The 15,295-nt window shown below is 50.6% G+C and carries 13 protein-coding genes; 5 read left to right on the top strand and 8 right to left on the bottom strand.

Annotated features, from left to right (window positions below):
- Window positions 1-437 precede the first annotated feature (437 nt).
- Together LVQ79_RS04370 and mdtD are read left to right on the top strand one after the other, a co-directional pair.
- The gene (locus LVQ79_RS04370; protein WP_232864017.1) at window positions 438-1,136 is read left to right on the top strand and encodes a FadR/GntR family transcriptional regulator; all 699 of its coding nucleotides are present in this window, start codon (window positions 438-440) and stop codon (window positions 1,134-1,136) included.
- A 43-nt stretch (window positions 1,137-1,179) separates the two neighbouring features.
- Window positions 1,180-2,562 (top strand): multidrug transporter subunit MdtD, encoded by a 1,383-nt coding sequence (gene mdtD / locus LVQ79_RS04365; protein ID WP_151993930.1) that lies wholly within the window; start codon window positions 1,180-1,182, stop codon window positions 2,560-2,562.
- On the opposite strand, the gene rbsR is transcribed toward mdtD, so the two are convergent.
- From rbsR to kup, 7 genes are all read right to left on the bottom strand, one after another.
- On the bottom strand, window positions 2,559-3,551 hold the full coding sequence (rbsR, locus tag LVQ79_RS04360; RefSeq protein ID WP_232864016.1) for a ribose operon transcriptional repressor RbsR: 993 nt from the start codon (window positions 3,549-3,551) through the stop codon (window positions 2,559-2,561). The genes mdtD and rbsR overlap by 4 nt on opposite strands.
- A 2-nt stretch (window positions 3,552-3,553) precedes the next feature.
- Window positions 3,554-4,483 carry a ribokinase gene (gene rbsK, locus LVQ79_RS04355; protein ID WP_232864015.1) on the bottom strand — a complete coding sequence of 310 codons (930 nt, stop codon included), beginning with the start codon at window positions 4,481-4,483 and terminating at the stop codon, window positions 3,554-3,556.
- Window positions 4,484-4,555: 72 nt separating this feature from the next.
- Complete coding sequence (gene rbsB / locus LVQ79_RS04350; protein ID WP_151993927.1) at window positions 4,556-5,443, bottom strand: ribose ABC transporter substrate-binding protein RbsB; 888 nt, start codon at window positions 5,441-5,443, stop codon at window positions 4,556-4,558.
- Between the two features lie 28 nt (window positions 5,444-5,471).
- Window positions 5,472-6,437 (bottom strand): ribose ABC transporter permease, encoded by a 966-nt coding sequence (gene rbsC, locus LVQ79_RS04345; RefSeq protein ID WP_232864014.1) that lies wholly within the window; start codon window positions 6,435-6,437, stop codon window positions 5,472-5,474.
- Window positions 6,434-7,948 carry a ribose ABC transporter ATP-binding protein RbsA gene (gene rbsA, locus LVQ79_RS04340; protein ID WP_232864013.1) on the bottom strand — a complete coding sequence of 505 codons (1,515 nt, stop codon included), beginning with the start codon at window positions 7,946-7,948 and terminating at the stop codon, window positions 6,434-6,436. Before rbsA ends, rbsC begins: the two co-directional genes overlap by 4 nt.
- A gap of 7 nt (window positions 7,949-7,955) precedes the next feature.
- Window positions 7,956-8,375: a D-ribose pyranase gene (gene rbsD, locus LVQ79_RS04335; RefSeq protein ID WP_232864012.1), complete on the bottom strand. Its 420-nt coding sequence runs from the start codon at window positions 8,373-8,375 to the stop codon at window positions 7,956-7,958.
- 194 nt (window positions 8,376-8,569) lie between these two features.
- A complete protein-coding gene (gene kup / locus LVQ79_RS04330; RefSeq protein WP_151993923.1) occupies window positions 8,570-10,438 on the bottom strand; it encodes a low affinity potassium transporter Kup in 1,869 nt (622 codons plus the stop codon).
- 227 nt (window positions 10,439-10,665) lie between these two features.
- On the opposite strand from kup, the gene ravA reads away from it, so the two are divergent.
- Window positions 10,666-12,159, top strand: coding sequence for an ATPase RavA (ravA, locus tag LVQ79_RS04325; protein WP_232864011.1), 1,494 nt, complete (start codon window positions 10,666-10,668; stop codon window positions 12,157-12,159).
- Window positions 12,159-13,610 (top strand): ATPase RavA stimulator ViaA, encoded by a 1,452-nt coding sequence (gene viaA / locus LVQ79_RS04320; protein ID WP_232864010.1) that lies wholly within the window; start codon window positions 12,159-12,161, stop codon window positions 13,608-13,610. Before ravA ends, viaA begins: the two co-directional genes overlap by 1 nt.
- A gap of 3 nt (window positions 13,611-13,613) precedes the next feature.
- On the opposite strand, the gene asnA is transcribed toward viaA, so the two are convergent.
- A complete protein-coding gene (gene asnA, locus LVQ79_RS04315; protein ID WP_232864009.1) occupies window positions 13,614-14,606 on the bottom strand; it encodes an aspartate--ammonia ligase in 993 nt (330 codons plus the stop codon).
- 156 nt (window positions 14,607-14,762) lie between these two features.
- On the opposite strand from asnA, the gene asnC reads away from it, so the two are divergent.
- Entirely contained in the window at window positions 14,763-15,221 is a 459-nt protein-coding gene (asnC, locus tag LVQ79_RS04310; protein ID WP_034499887.1) for a transcriptional regulator AsnC, read from the top strand.
- The last annotated feature ends 74 nt before the right edge of the window (window positions 15,222-15,295 follow it).

The following is a 15,295-nucleotide window of genomic DNA, read 5'->3' as shown; positions in this document are numbered from 1 at the left end:
CTAAATGAATTACTGCTTGGTCACTCTTCAAGACTTGATATTTTTTTGATACCCGAAGGTATCTGAGATATCAATCCTGCGAGTGCCCACACAGATTGTCTGATAAATTGTTAAAGAGCAGTGAGTTGCGCGCTTTCGCTTGCTAACTCGAGGTGGCGTATATTACGCTTTCCTCTTTCAGAGTCAAGCGTTTATTTTCGCTTTTCATCTGGCTGACAAGCCGGTTTGTAAGCCGTTGTGCCGTGTCAGTGGAGGCGCAGTATAGGGATTTTCTGGGGGCTGACAAGTGTTTATTGCAAATAGATTACCAAGCGTCTTTTTTTTCGCCAAAAGCACTACAAAACAGCTGTTACACGGGATATTTGCTGTTTTAAGCACCAGTAAAAGACACCTGGTGGCATACTACAAATAGAAACAACGCTAAAGGAATTGCATTTATGTCTCTATCTGCACAACAACTCGCGGCACAAAAGAACCTTTCCTATGTTCTTGCGGAAAAACTAGCGCAACGCATTCTTCGAGGTGAGTACGAAGCGGGCAGTATATTGCCTGGTGAAATCGAATTGGGTGAGATCTTCGGAGTTAGTCGCACAGCGGTACGAGAAGCAGTAAAGACATTAACAGCAAAAGGAATGGTTCTACCTCGCCCGCGTATTGGTACTCGAGTTATGCCTCGCAGTCACTGGAACTTCCTTGATAAGGAGTTGCTCACGTGGTGGATGACAGAGGAGAACTTTAATGATGTGGTGGATTACTTCCTTGTTATGCGTAATAGCCTGGAACCACAAGCCTGTGCCATGGCCGCTATTAATGGCACTCAAGAGCAGAAAACATTTCTCAACGAGATGATGGTAGAAATGGTAAAGCTGAAAGGCTCGTTTGACCGCCAACGCTGGATAGAAATCGATATGGCTTACCATGAACAAATCTATGCAATGAGTGGTAACCCTTTCCTTTGTTCTTTCGCTAACTTATTCCGCTCTATTTATTACAATTACTTTACCGCAATAACTAATAACGACGTTATTAAGCTCGACTTGCACCAGGCAATCGTTGATGCCATTACCCAGGGCGACAGCCAGGCCGCGTTAATCGCCGGCCAGACACTGTTAAAAGAACCCTCCGCTCAAGGGTAAAGACTCGCCTTCTCCTGGATGCGTTTAAAACATCAGGATAAAAATGACCAAAACAGCTCGCAGTATGGCCGGGTTACCGTGGATAGCGGCAATGGCTTTCTTTATGCAGGCGCTGGATGCCACAATTCTCAACACAGCCTTACCCGCAATTGCTCATAGTCTTGGGCGCTCTCCACTGGCAATGCAATCCGCGATTATCAGTTATACCTTAACCGTTGCGATGCTGATCCCCGTCAGTGGTTGGCTTGCCGACCGCTTTGGTACTCGGCGCGTGTTTATGTTTGCGGTTTCCCTCTTTACTCTCGGTTCGTTTGCCTGCGCGATGTCAAACTCGCTCGGTGAGTTGGTTGTCTTCCGTGTGATACAGGGTATCGGCGGGGCGATGATGATGCCGGTCGCCCGCTTAGCATTACTACGAGCCTATCCGCGCAGTGAACTCTTACCGGTTTTAAACTTTGTCACCATGCCCGGATTGGTCGGCCCCATCCTCGGCCCACTACTCGGCGGTGTTTTGGTTACATGGGCGAGCTGGCACTGGATTTTCCTCATTAATATACCTATTGGTATCCTTGGGCTGATTTACGCACGTAAGTACATGCCAAACTTTACGACTTCACGTCGTGGCTTTGATATGACAGGTTTTCTTCTGTTTGGCCTAAGCCTTGTGCTTTTCTCAAGCGGAGTGGAATTATTCGGCGAGCGAATTGTTTCAAGTTATATCGGCATTTTGACCATTATTGGCGGTCTGGTTCTGTTAGCCACTTATATATGGCATGCACGCCGACATCCTACGCCACTGATCGCGCTGCCGATGTTTCGTACCAGAACCTTCTCTGTCGGTATTATCGGGAATCTCGCATCGCGCCTCGGCACCGGTTGCGTCCCCTTCCTTATGCCTTTAATGCTACAGGTTGGTTTTGGCTATTCGGCGCTGATCGCTGGCTGCATGATGGCACCGACTGCAATTGGTTCTCTGCTGGCTAAATCCACCGTGACTCAGGTATTACGCCGACTGGGTTACAGGAAAACGTTAGTCTGTGTGACTGTGATCATCGGTTTGCTGATTGGACAATTTTCATTGCAGTCGCCGGGGATGGAAGTGTGGCTACTGATTCTGCCGCTATTTATTCTTGGGATGGCGATGTCCACGCAGTTCACGGCTATGAATACTATTACGCTTGCGGACCTCACCGATGAAAATGCCAGTAGCGGAAATAGTGTATTGGCGGTGACGCAACAACTGGCAATTAGCCTTGGCGTCGCGGTAAGTGCAGCTGTACTTCGTCTATATGAGGGCGTCGAGAGTATTAACACTGTCGAGCAGTTCCACTATACATTCCTGACGATGGGTGGGGTGACGCTCGTTTCGGCTCTCGTGTTCTTACTGTTACGCCCGAAAGATGGGCGCAACATGATTAAACGCTAGGCCGAACCACGCACCACCAGTTCAGGCGTCAGAAACAGGCGCTGTTGCTCCAGGGAGGGTTGTGCCATTCGGTGTATCAGCACATCAACGGCCAACTCACCCAATTCATCTTTAGGCTGATGAATAGTTGTGAGCGGTGGCGTCATATAACGCGCCAGTTCTATATCATCGTAACCAACAACCGCCATATTCTGTGGAACCGTCAATCCCGCCTGATACAAAGCCTGATATGCGCCAACCGCCATCGCATCATTGCCAGTAAATACGGCGTGCGGCGGTTGTTCCAGTGCAAGCAGGGAATTCATCGCTGTGAAACCACCCTGAAACTCAAAGTCGCCAATAATTTCATACCCTTCACGAATCTCAAGCCCTGCGCGGTTCATCGCCTTGCGATAACCTTCGAGGCGCAAACGCGCTGGCGTTTTATCCTGCGGGCCGGTAATACAAGCGATGTGGGTATAGCCATTATCAATAAGATGTTGCGTTGCAGTCTCGCCGCCGAGCAGCGAGTTGTCCTGAATCACATCGCTTTCGCCCTCGAAAGGCGACCAGTCCATCATCACGGTTGGAATAGAAGGATAGCGACTCATGATGTCAGGCGAAGGGAGATGGGTTTCAGTACATAAAAGAAGAAGACCGTCGACGCGCTTTTGCAGCAGCGTTTCCAGGTTGCGATTCATCCGCTGTTCGTCGCCTTCGGTGTTGCAGAGAACCAGGCTGTAGCCGCGCTCAAAGCAACTCCGTTCCACACCGCGTACCAGTTCCGAATAAAATGGGTTGCTACTAGCGGTGATTAGCATCCCGATAGTGTGCGTTTGATTGAGTTTGAGGCTACGCGCCAGAGCGGATGGCGCATAGTTAAGAGTCTTGATTGCCGCATCAACCTTTGCACGAACGGCATCACTCACAAAACGGTCGTTATTAATGACGTGCGAAACGGTAGAAGTCGAAACTCCCGCCAGCTTCGCGACGTCTTTCATGGTGGCCATGATTATCCTTGCTGTTGCAAAAACTCGTCGATTTCATGACGCCATGGCACGGAAGGTTGCGCACCTTTACGAGTCACGGCAATAGCGGCAGCCGCATGTGCAAAACGAATCGCTTCATTCATTGGTTTTTCTTCCAGCAAGGCCGTCACCAACGCACCATTAAAGGTGTCGCCAGCGGCGATGGTATCCACGGCTTTAACTTTAAAACCTGGTACGCGCTGACCTTTGCCGTTTTCACTAAGCCAAACGCCGCGACTGCCAAGCGTAATAATCACGGTTTGAATGCCTTTCGCATGCAGAGCTTTGGCCGCAACTGCTGCGTCGTCATCGTTTTCAACGCGCACGCCCGTCAGCTTTTCCGCTTCGGTTTCATTTGGCGTGATCATATCCACCAGCCCAAGCAGCTCGTCTGATAATTCACAGGCCGGTGCAGGATTGAGCACGACTTTAGTTTTGTTCTGATGAGCAATTTTAGCCGCCGCCAACACGCTTTCCAGCGGTGACTCAAGCTGCATTAAAAGTGCAGAAGCTTCTGCAATTTTTTGGTTCTGTTCAGCCACAAGCGCTGGCGTTAATGCCGCGTTCGCCCCGGCGTGAATGCCAATTACATTTTCCCCGGCGCCATTCACGAAGATCAGTGCCACACCTGTAGAGGCTTCTTTAATAGTGCTGACTGGGGAAGTATCGATTTTGTCGCTTGCCAGTTGCTTGCAAACACGGCTTCCGGTGTCGTCATCGCCCACACAGGCAATAAAGGCAATGTCTGCGCCGCTGCGCCCGGCAGCAACTGCCTGGTTTGCCCCTTTCCCACCGAACGCGACCTGATACTCTTGCCCGGTAACGGTTTCACCCGGCGTTGGGAAATGTTCGAGGTTCAGGATATGGTCAGCGTTGATGCTGCCCAGGACGACGAGATTGCCTTTAGTTTTCATTTTTATCCGTCCAGTTAAGTGTGCCACCCCCATTTCTGGAGTGGCACGGTGCCCTGCTTTTCTATTGTTGTCTTATTTAGTAACCAGCTTCAGGTCGACCGGGATTTTGGAGTCGACTTTTTCGCCTTTCAATACTTTGTCTGCGGTTTCTACGCCGATAACACCAATCTGGTCGGCCATCTGTGCCACGGTTGCGCCCAGCTTGCCTCCTTCAACAGCTTTCACGCCGTCAGCAGTACCGTCAAAACCAACCACCAGCACGTCGGATTTACCAGCGGTTTGCAGTGCACGCAACGCGCCCAGCGCCATTTCATCGTTCTGAGCAAACACCGCCTGCACATCTGGATGCGCAGTCAGCAAGTTTTGCATGACGTTCAGGCCCTTAGTACGGTCGAAGTCAGCAGGCTGGCTCGCAAGAACGGTAAATTTGTGCGCAGCCGTTGCTTGTTTGAAGCCTTCGCCACGTTCACGGGCAGCAGATGCACCCGCAATACCTTGCAGTTCGATAACTTTCGCGCCTTCACCCAATTTCTTAGCGATGAAGTCACCAGCCATCTTGCCGCCAGCAACGTTATCAGAAGCAATGTGGCTCACTACGGTGCCCTGATTCGCCATACGGTCGAGGGTAATCACAGGGATTTTAGCCTGGTTGGCCATTTTCACCGCATTACCTACGGCATCGGAGTCCGTTGGGTTGATAAGCATCAATTTAGTGCCGCGAACCGTGAGGTCCTGCACGTTGGCCAGCTCTTTTGCCGGGTTATTTTGCGAGTCCAGAACAATCAGGTTGTAGCCCAGTTTGTCGGCTTCTTTCTGCGCGCCGTCTTTCAGTGAAACGAAGAACGGGTTATTCAACGTGGAAACAACCAGCGCGATAGTATCTTTCGCCATCGCGTTAGCGCTAACCGTGGCGCTCAGTGCAACAGCGGAAACCAGGGTAGCTAGTTTTTTCATATTCATAGTCAGATGTCCTGTAGGGTTATGATTGTTACTGCTTTTTATTGTCCACCAGCACCGCCAGTAAAATAACCACTGCTTTGACGATCATCTGGTAATAAGAAGAAACACCTAATAAATTCAGCCCGTTGTTAAGGAAGCCCAGGATCAGCGCACCGATCAGCGTCCCAACAATTCGCCCTTTCCCGCCCGCCAGGCTTGTTCCACCCAGAACCACCGCAGCGATAGCATCCAGCTCATAGCCGGTACCCGCCGTTGGTTGTGCAGAGGAAAGACGCGCCACTTCGATGATCCCGGCCAAAGACGCCAACAGACCGCAAAGTGAGTAAACAATAATTTTGACTTTGTTAACGCTGATACCGGACAAACGCGTCGCAGCTTCATTACCGCCCAGCGCGTAGATATAACGACCCAGGCGAGTGTGGTGCAGCATGTACCATGCAGCCAGGAAAACGATACCCATGATCCACACAGGCGTTGGGATCCCCAGTGGGCGGCCAATACCAAACCAGCCAAACAGATCCGCGTTATCAGAGAACCCAGTGTTTACCGGGCTGCCGTTGGTGTACACCATCGTCACACCACGCAACAAAAGCATCATCACCAGCGTGGCAATAAATGCCTGGACTCGCCCTTTAGCAACAATCACCCCTGTTACAGCCCCGATTGCAGCACCCAACGCCAGTGCACCGGCAATAGCCACCAGAGCATTCACTTCTAAACCAACAATCGAGGCGGCCACAGCTCCGGTCAGCGCCAGTAAAGAACCGACGGAAAGGTCGATCCCGGAAGTCAAAATGACCAGCGTCATCCCAACCGCCATAATGGCGTTCACGGAGGTTTGTTGCAGGATATTGAACAGGTTATTTACAGTGAAGAAGTTAGGGCTAAGGCTCGAGACAACAGCAATCAACACCAATAGTGCGATCAGTGATTTTTGCTCCAATAGCCACGCTTTAGTGAACCAGCGACGTGTCGAAATAGACTGGGTACTCATTTTACAGACTCCTGATTCACGCGATTTAACTTGCCGACGGCCGCCGCCATGAGTATTTCCTGGGTAGCCTCTTCACGGGTAAATTCCCCGCCCAAACGGCCTTCATGCATCACCATAATTCGGTCGCTCATACCTAGGACTTCCGGCATTTCGGACGAAACGAGAATGATGCTTAACCCATCGGCTTTGAACTGATTGATTAATTGATAAATTTCTTTTTTCGCCCCAACATCAACTCCGCGCGTTGGTTCATCAAGAATCAACACTTTCGGGCGCGTCATCAGGCCACGGGCAATCGCCACTTTTTGCTGATTCCCCCCTGAAAGCAGCCCAATCGGCTGTTCCATTGATGGGGTTTTCACGTTGAACAAACGGATAAAGTCCTGCACCGCTTGCTGTTCATCTTTATGTTTCAGGCGGCCCGCGTTATGGCTGAAGTAGCGCAGTGCGGTCAGCGACATGTTCTCTTTCACCGACATGCCGAGCACCAGCCCATCACGCTTACGGTCTTCCGAGATATAAACAATGCCGTTTGCCAGGCCATCTTGCGGTGAGCGCGTCACCACTTCACGACCGTCCAGCGCCACATAACCGCCCGTGCGCGGCAGTGCGCCGTACAGCACTTTCATTAATTCGGTACGGCCCGCGCCCATCAAACCGGCAACGCCAAGAATTTCACCTTTGCGCAGAGTGAAACTCACGTCATGTACGCCTGGTCCGGAAAGGTTGTCGACGCGCAAAAGGATTTCGCCGGGTTGCTTATCCAGACGAGGGTATTGGTCTTCAAGTTTGCGGCCGACCATCATTTCGATAAGCGTATCTTCGGTCAGCGTCACCACTTCACGTTCGGCAATAAACTGCCCGTCGCGGAACACGGTCACGTCGTCGCAAATCTCGAAGATCTCTTTCATGCGGTGGGAGATATAGACGATGCCACGCCCCTGAGCTTTCAGCTCGCGGATAACGCGGAATAAAGAATCGGTTTCGGTATCGGTCAAAGCATCGGTTGGTTCGTCCATCACAATGACTTTCGACTCGAAGCTCAGAACCTTGGCGATTTCGACCATCTGCTGATCGCCAATCGACAAATCGCCCACCAGCTTCTGGCTAGTAAAGCGCAGGTTCAGTTTCGCCAGCAGTTTGTCTGCTTCGGCGTACATTTTCGTCCAGTCAATCTTGCCGAAACGGCCAACAAATTCACGACCGAGGAAGATGTTTTCCGCAATACTGAGCTGCGGAATCAGGTTGAGTTCCTGATGAATAATCCCGATGCCCGCTTCCTGTGAGGATTTTGGGCCGGTAAAGATGGTTTCTTTGCCAAGCCACAACAGCGAACCCGCATCACGCTGATAAATGCCGGTCAGCACTTTCATCATGGTGGATTTGCCTGCGCCGTTTTCACCTACCAGCGCCATCACGCGCCCCGGATAAACATTCAGCGCGGCTCCTGACAGGGCTTTTACGCCCGGGAACGCTTTATCGATCCCTTTTAATTGCAGTAACGGTTCCATGCCGGCCTCAGAAAGTTACGCCAGCACAGAGAATGATATTCGCATACGGGGAACACTCCCCGCTGCGAATAACCGCCTGGCTATCAGCGGTGTGTTGCTTGAACTGCTCATGACTAATGTAACGAATAGAAATGGTGTTTCCCTGGTGTTGTTGCAGTTGCTCGATATGGCTAAGCAACGTTTCATGGAGTTGGGGATTATGTTGTTTAATTTCCGAAGCTAAGATCGCCGCTTCAACCTGCATCTCTTGCGTTACGACTTCAACGACCTGCATAAAACCCGGTACGCCGTGAGTCAGAGCCAAATCTATACGCGGTGTATTGCGCGGGATCGGCAATCCTGCATCGCCAATCACCAGCGTGTCGGTGTGGCCAAGACGGGAAATAACAGACGAGATATCAGCGTTGAGAACTGTGCCTTTCTTCATTTTCTTACTCCACTAGCGAAACGTTTCGCTGGAGTAAAGTGTAGGAAATATAGTGATGGTAAAACAACCAGCACATTGCGGAAATGTGATCGCCATCGAAACGTTTCGCTGCATTGTTTCATTAAGAAGGAAATGAGAGCGCGTTCAGTCAAGAGGCAAAGAAAAACGCCCCTTCGATTGAAGAGGCGTTGGCGTTAAATCTCGACCTGGGTACCTAACTCGATAACCCGGTTTGGCGGGATTTCGAACTGGTCAGGCGCTCGCAGAGCGTTTCGTTGCAAGGCTAAGAATAGCTTGCCGCGCAGTCGCAAATACCACGGGCGTTTACCGATGATCAGCGATTCATGGGACATAAAGAACGACGTCTCCATCATTCGGCAGCTCAACCCTTCCAGGCCACAGCGATGGAACACCTCTTCCACGTTTGGCGTTTCGCGCCAGCCGTAGCTTGCGACCACTCGCCAGAAGGTAGGCGAAAGCTGTTCTATAGAAACACGACGTACATTATGAACGTACGGTGCATCTTCTGTTCGCAGCGTCAGGAGTACCACCCGCTCATGCAGCACTTTGTTGTGCTTGAGGTTGTGAAGCATGGCAAAAGGAATCACGTTCAGCGCACGGGACATATAAACTGCTGTACCCGGCACGCGTACCGGCGGTGATTTTTCCAGGGAGGCAATCATCGCTTCCAGTGAATTTCCGTGCTCATGCATACGGCGCAGCAGACGGAAACGCTCGCTTTTCCAGGTCGTCATAATGATAAACATCACTAGCGCCAGGCACAGCGGCAGCCAACCACCGGAGAAGATTTTGACCACGTTTGCTGAGAACAACGGGATATCGATACACAGGAAAGCAAAGCCCATCAGCAGCACAGCAATTTTGTTCCAGTGCCAGTTTTTGGTGGCGACGGTACAACAAAGGATGGACGTCAGCACCATCGTACCCGTTACCGCGATACCGTAAGCTGCTGCCAGGTTGCTGGAGTGCTCGAAACTCACAATCACAATCACCACGGAGATATAAAGGAGCCAGTTAATTGCTGGCACATAAATCTGCCCGGATTCCATTTCCGAGGTGTGGATGATGCGCATTGGCGACAGGTAACCCAGGCGCACAGCCTGGCGAGTCAACGAGAACACGCCGGATATAACCGCCTGAGAAGCGATAACCGTTGCCAGTGTTGCCAGAATCATCAGCGGGATCAGTGCCCAGTCAGGAGCTAACAAGAAGAATGGGTTCTTTATAGCTTCCGGGGTTTTGAGCAGCAGTGCGCCCTGGCCGAAATAGTTAAGCACCAGTGACGGCAATACCACCGAGAACCACGCAATACGAATCGGCAACTTACCAAAGTGGCCCATATCCGCATACAACGCTTCAACCCCGGTAATAGAAAGCACTACAGCGCCGAGAGCAAAGAATGAAACTGTTTTGTATTCGATGAAGAAGTGCACCGCCCACGCAGGATTCAGCGCATGAAGCACTTCCGGGTTGTCGATAATACTGCGCGCACCTAACACTGCCAGAACCAGGAACCATAGCATCATGACAGGAGCAAACAGTTTACCCACCAGCCCAGTACCGTGTTTCTGAATCATAAACAGCAGAGTCAGTACTGCTATCGACAACGGAACGATATAGGCGTCAAGCTGCGGCGCGGCTATCTCAAGCCCTTCGATGGCCGACATAACCGATATTGCCGGGGTGATGACTACCTCGCCATAGAAGAAGCTGCCGCCGATCAATCCCATGATCACCAGCACCGACGTCATTCTTGCCGAAGTATTACGCCCAGCCAAAGACATTAGCGTCAAAATACCGCCTTCACCGGCGTTATCAGCACGCATGACAAAAGTGAGATATTTAACAGAGACGACTAAGATCAATAACCAGAAAATTAAAGATAAAAAGCCAAATACGGCGTCACGTTCTACGCCAAACCCAAATTGACCAGACAGACATTCACGAAGGGTATAAAGCGGGCTAGTACCGATATCACCGTATACCACCCCAATTGCAGCCAGCGTTATCGCAGGCAATGATTGTTTATTATCAGCGCTCATAGACTAATCTTTTGTTGGAATCCTGAAAGCGTGTGCTTAGTCCCTTGGCCCACAAAAAGGCGCACAGTATGCACGATAATGAAGTAAATCGTACCCCTAAATACAACAGGCTTAACTTATGTCAGGGAAAAAAGAGCCGTTCATCAATCCATTAACGATAATATAGATGAACGATATACTCGCTGTACCCAATGAGTTTTATACCGCGTAAGGATGCAATGCTAATTATGGCTCAATCACATTTATTGGCTGAAAGAATTTCACGGCTTAGCCAGGCACTGGAAAAAGGATTGTTTGAACGCCAACACGCGGTGCGTCTTTGCCTGCTGGCAGCGCTAAGCGGAGAAAGTGTTTTCTTGCTTGGCCCTCCAGGTATAGCCAAGAGTTTGATTGCCCGCCGACTGAAGTTTGCATTCCAGCATGCGCGCGCTTTTGAATACCTGATGACGCGTTTCTCGACCCCAGAAGAGGTGTTTGGTCCGCTTTCCATTCAGGCTTTAAAAGATGAAGGCCGCTATGAACGTCTGACTGCGGGCTATTTGCCAGAAGCTGAAATCGTCTTTCTCGATGAAATCTGGAAGGCAGGCCCAGCAATTCTGAATACTCTGCTGACCGCAATAAATGAACGCCGTTTCCGTAATGGGGCAAGTGAAGAAAAAATCCCAATGCGTTTGCTGGTGGCCGCCTCCAATGAACTCCCGGAAGCAGACAGCAGCCTGGAAGCCTTATACGACCGTATGCTGATTCGCCTGTGGCTCGACAAAGTGCAGGATAAAGGCAATTTCCGCTCAATGCTGGTCAGCCAACATGATGAGAACGACAACCCGGTTCCCGAAAGCCTGCAAGTCACTGACGATGAGTATTTCCAGTGGCAGAAAGATATTGGCACGGTTTCGTTACCGGATAATGTATTTGAGCTGATCTTCACTTTGCGCCAGCAGCTAGAGAATGTGTCGGGAGCACCTTATGTATCAGACCGCCGCTGGAAGAAAGCCATTCGTCTGCTGCAAGCCAGCGCCTTCTTTAATGGCCGAAATTCCGTCGCGCCAATTGATTTAATCCTGCTGAAAGATTGCCTGTGGCACGACACCGCAGCGATGAATTTGATGCAACAACAGCTGGAAATATTGATGACAGGGCACGCGTGGCAACAACATGCCATGCTCAGTAAATTAGCAGCCATCGTGCAGCGCCGGATTCAGTTACAACAGCAGCATAGCGACCGCGAAGCCATCACGGTGGCCAAACAGGGCGGCATGTTTGCCCGTCGCCCTCAGTATCAGTTGCCTGACAATCTGATGGGCGAAACGCTGACATTGCTGCTCCAGCAACCGCTAAAACTGCATGATATCGAAGTTCTCCATGTATCCATTCCCCGTGAAGCCTGCGCTCAATGGCTAATAAAAGGTGGCGAATTACGCGGTAAACTCAACGGTATTGGTTTTGCCCAGGTTCTGAATATGGAAGTCGACAGCAGCCAGCATCTGGTTTTGCGCGATATCAGTTTGCAAGGCACGCGGCTGATGATGCCGGGCAAACAGCAGGAAGGCATGCCAGAGGAGATCAAGCAGCAATTTGACTCTCTCGAAGAGACTCTCCACCAGCAACATGAACGATTTAACGATCAGCAAAAATGCCTGTTTATCCACAACGATTGGCTTGGAAAGATCGAAGCCAGTCTGCAAGATGTGGCCGAACAGATTAAACAGGCGCGGCATTAATGCTCAGCGTTGAGGCTCTTGATGTCATCCTCGCGATTAGCGAGGGTGAATTAATAGAAGGAGTGATTATCGCGCTGCTGGCAGCCCCGCAGCTGGCTATATTCTTTGAGAAATTCCCGCGCATGAAAAAGGCGGTGACCAAAGACATCCCCCGTTGGCGCGAATTGCTGAAAGCCCGCTTGCATGACACCAACATCCCTCAAGAATTAGCCCGGGAAGTGCAGTGTTATCAGGAAAGCCAGTTGCTTACCACCAGCCAGCTTTCTGCAAAACTGTCGGAAATTTTACAGTTACTGAAAAGCGTCGATTCACCCTTTTTTGAGCAAGCCCAGAAGCTGGTGGCCGAAACACCTCGACTGACACCCGCCCAACAAACGCTGTTTCTGCAACGCTGGCGTCTGAGTCTGGTGGTTCAGACCACATCACTTAACCAACAATTACTGGAAGACGAGCGTGACCTGTTGCTCGCTGAAGTGCAGCAGCGTCTGGCATTAAGCGGCCAGCTAGAACCAGTTTTAGTCGATAGCGATAACGCCGCAGGGCGTCTGTGGGATATGAGTGCCGGTTCGCTTAAACGTGGGGATTATCAGCTCATCGTTCAGTACGGTGATTTTCTTGCCAGCCAGCCTGAATTGCTCAAACTGGCCGAACAGCTTGGTCGCTCTAAAGAAGCAAAAGCGGTGCCGAGAAAAGATGCTCCAACCGAAACCTGGCGCATGTTGGTGCGTGAGCCCGCAACGGTGCCAGAACAGGTTGACGGGCTTCAGCGTAGCGATGACATTTTGCGGTTATTACCCCCAGAGTTGGCAACACTTGGCATTAGTGAGCTGGAATTTGAGTTCTATCGTCGGCTGGTGGAAAAGCAGTTGCTGACTTATCGGTTACATGGTGATTCCTGGCGCGAGAAAGTTGTCGAGCGCCCTGTCGTTCACCAGAATTTTGACGAGCAGCCACGCGGGCCTTTCATTGTTTGCGTGGATACTTCAGGTTCAATGGGTGGTTTTAACGAACAATGTGCCAAAGCGTTTTGCCTCGCACTGATGCGCGTGGCGCTGGCCGATAACCGTCGCTGTTTCATCATGCTGTTTTCCAGTGAAGTGGTGCGCTACGAGGTGTGTGGTGCAGATGGTATTGAGCAAGCGATCCGTTTTCTGAGCCAGCGTTTTCGCGGTGGTACCGATCTCGCCAGTTGCTTTAGGGCAATCGCAGAAAAAATGCAGGGAAGTGAATGGTTTGATGCCGATGCGGTTGTGATTTCTGACTTTATTGCTCAACGCTTGCCAGATGATGTCGTCACACAAGTGAAGGATCTGCAGCGTAAACATTTACATCGTTTTCATGCAGTCGCGATGTCGGGGCATGGTAAGCCCGGCATCATGCGCATATTCGATCATATCTGGCGCTTCGATACCGGGATGCGTAGCCGCCTGCTGCGTCGCTGGCGGCGTTAATTCTTACAACAGTGATGCTACCTTCGTATGGACTTCAGCAGGCCACACGCCGCACTGTACCTGACCAATGTGCGGCTGTTGCAGCATCAGCATCACCAAGCGAGACTGGCCAATACCACCACCAATAGTTTGCGGCATTTCACCTTTGAGCAGTGACTGGTGCCACTCAAGTTGCAGACGATCGTCATCACCCGTTACGGCCAACTGGCGTTTTAAAGTTTCAGCGTCGACTCGGATCCCCATAGACGAGAGCTCAAACGCATCTTCGAGGATCGGGTTCCACACCATAATGTCACCGTTCAACCCTTTGAAATCGCCCTGACAGGCGGTTGACCAGTCATCGTAATCCGGTGCACGAACATCATGGCGTTTTCCATCTGCCAGTTTGCCACCAATACCAATCAGGAACACCGCGCCCAGCTCTTTGGCAATCGCACGCTCACGCCCTTTTGCATCAAGGTCGGGGAAACGCTGTTGTAGCTCTTCGCTATGAACAAAGTGGATTTGTTCAGGCAGGAAAGGCGTCAAACCGTATTGCTCGCTCACTGCGGCTTCCGTGGCTTTCATTGCCGCCCAGATGCTTTCTACAGTTTGCTTGAGCGTACCGAGATGACGTTCTCCTTCACCCATAACTCGTTCCCAATCCCACTGATCAACGTACACAGAGTGAATAGGGGTCAAACGGTCTTCATCGGGGCGAAGAGCTTTCATGTGCGTGTAAAGCCCTTCGCCCGCGCTGAAGTCGTGCTGGCCGAGTGTTTTTCTTTTCCATTTAGCCAGCGAATGCACCACTTCAAACTGCGCGTCAGGCAAGGTTTTCACCTTCACCTGCACCGCCTTTTCACAACCAGACAGATTGTCTTGAGTACCATCACCCACGCGGCTGAGAATCGGAGCCTGGACTTCCATCAGACCAAGCTTTTCTTCCAGTTGACGAGAGAAGTGGGACTTAACAAAACTAATCTGGCGTTGTTTAGCGATGTAGGCAGTTTTCATGGTTTTCTCTTTATTGTGTTGTTTTACTGACGATGATTAAGCAACAAACTCGGCATAACATTCAATAATCAACAATAAAAAAGCCTTACTGGTTTTCAATCGACTAATTTAAGGCTATAAAATCTGAACTATCGTTACTAATCATAGGAAAAAGTGATGGATAATTATCAGATCGACAATCTCGATCGCGGCATCCTCGACGCTTTAATGGCAAATGCTCGTACTGCTTATGCAGAACTGGCTAAACAATTTGGTGTTAGCCCTGGCACTATTCACGTACGCGTAGAGAAGATGAAGCAGGCCGGGATCATTACCGGCGCACGCATCGATATCAGCCCTAAACAACTGGGTTACGACGTTTGCTGCTTTATCGGCATCATTTTAAAGAGTGCGAAGGACTACCCTTCGGCACTGGCAAAACTGGAAAGCCTCGAAGAAGTCACCGAGGCGTATTACACCACCGGGCACTACAGCATCTTTATTAAGGTGATGTGTCGATCTATCGATGCGCTGCAACAGGTACTTATCAACAAGATCCAAACAATTGATGAAATTCAGTCCACCGAAACACTGATCTCCCTCCAGAACCCGATCATGCGCACCATCAAGCCCTGACAGCTATTTTTAATACCCATATTATCCACAGGTAGATCGCAGGCCTTACACAGCGTACAATGCCCATCGTTTCG

The organism is Buttiauxella cochleicola, assembly GCF_021282405.1.
In the GTDB taxonomy this organism is placed as follows: Bacteria; Pseudomonadota; Gammaproteobacteria; order Enterobacterales; family Enterobacteriaceae; genus Buttiauxella; species Buttiauxella massiliensis.
The sequence above is the reverse complement of the archived record's forward strand: the minus strand, read 5'-3'. Positions and strand labels throughout refer to the sequence as shown.

What these genes read in the sequence shown, in the direction of transcription:
- LVQ79_RS04370 (WP_232864017.1), top strand. Translation starts at nt 438, where the DNA reads ATGTCTCTATCTGCACAACAACTCGCGGCACAAAAGAACCTTTCCTAT.
- mdtD (WP_151993930.1), top strand. Translation starts at nt 1,180, where the DNA reads ATGACCAAAACAGCTCGCAGTATGGCCGGGTTACCGTGGATAGCGGCA.
- rbsR (WP_232864016.1), bottom strand. Translation starts at nt 3,551, where the DNA reads ATGGCCACCATGAAAGACGTCGCGAAGCTGGCGGGAGTTTCGACTTCT.
- rbsK (WP_232864015.1), bottom strand. Translation starts at nt 4,483, where the DNA reads ATGAAAACTAAAGGCAATCTCGTCGTCCTGGGCAGCATCAACGCTGAC.
- rbsB (WP_151993927.1), bottom strand. Translation starts at nt 5,443, where the DNA reads ATGAATATGAAAAAACTAGCTACCCTGGTTTCCGCTGTTGCACTGAGC.
- rbsC (WP_232864014.1), bottom strand. Translation starts at nt 6,437, where the DNA reads ATGAGTACCCAGTCTATTTCGACACGTCGCTGGTTCACTAAAGCGTGG.
- rbsA (WP_232864013.1), bottom strand. Translation starts at nt 7,948, where the DNA reads ATGGAACCGTTACTGCAATTAAAAGGGATCGATAAAGCGTTCCCGGGC.
- rbsD (WP_232864012.1), bottom strand. Translation starts at nt 8,375, where the DNA reads ATGAAGAAAGGCACAGTTCTCAACGCTGATATCTCGTCTGTTATTTCC.
- kup (WP_151993923.1), bottom strand. Translation starts at nt 10,438, where the DNA reads ATGAGCGCTGATAATAAACAATCATTGCCTGCGATAACGCTGGCTGCA.
- ravA (WP_232864011.1), top strand. Translation starts at nt 10,666, where the DNA reads ATGGCTCAATCACATTTATTGGCTGAAAGAATTTCACGGCTTAGCCAG.
- viaA (WP_232864010.1), top strand. Translation starts at nt 12,159, where the DNA reads ATGCTCAGCGTTGAGGCTCTTGATGTCATCCTCGCGATTAGCGAGGGT.
- asnA (WP_232864009.1), bottom strand. Translation starts at nt 14,606, where the DNA reads ATGAAAACTGCCTACATCGCTAAACAACGCCAGATTAGTTTTGTTAAG.
- asnC (WP_034499887.1), top strand. Translation starts at nt 14,763, where the DNA reads ATGGATAATTATCAGATCGACAATCTCGATCGCGGCATCCTCGACGCT.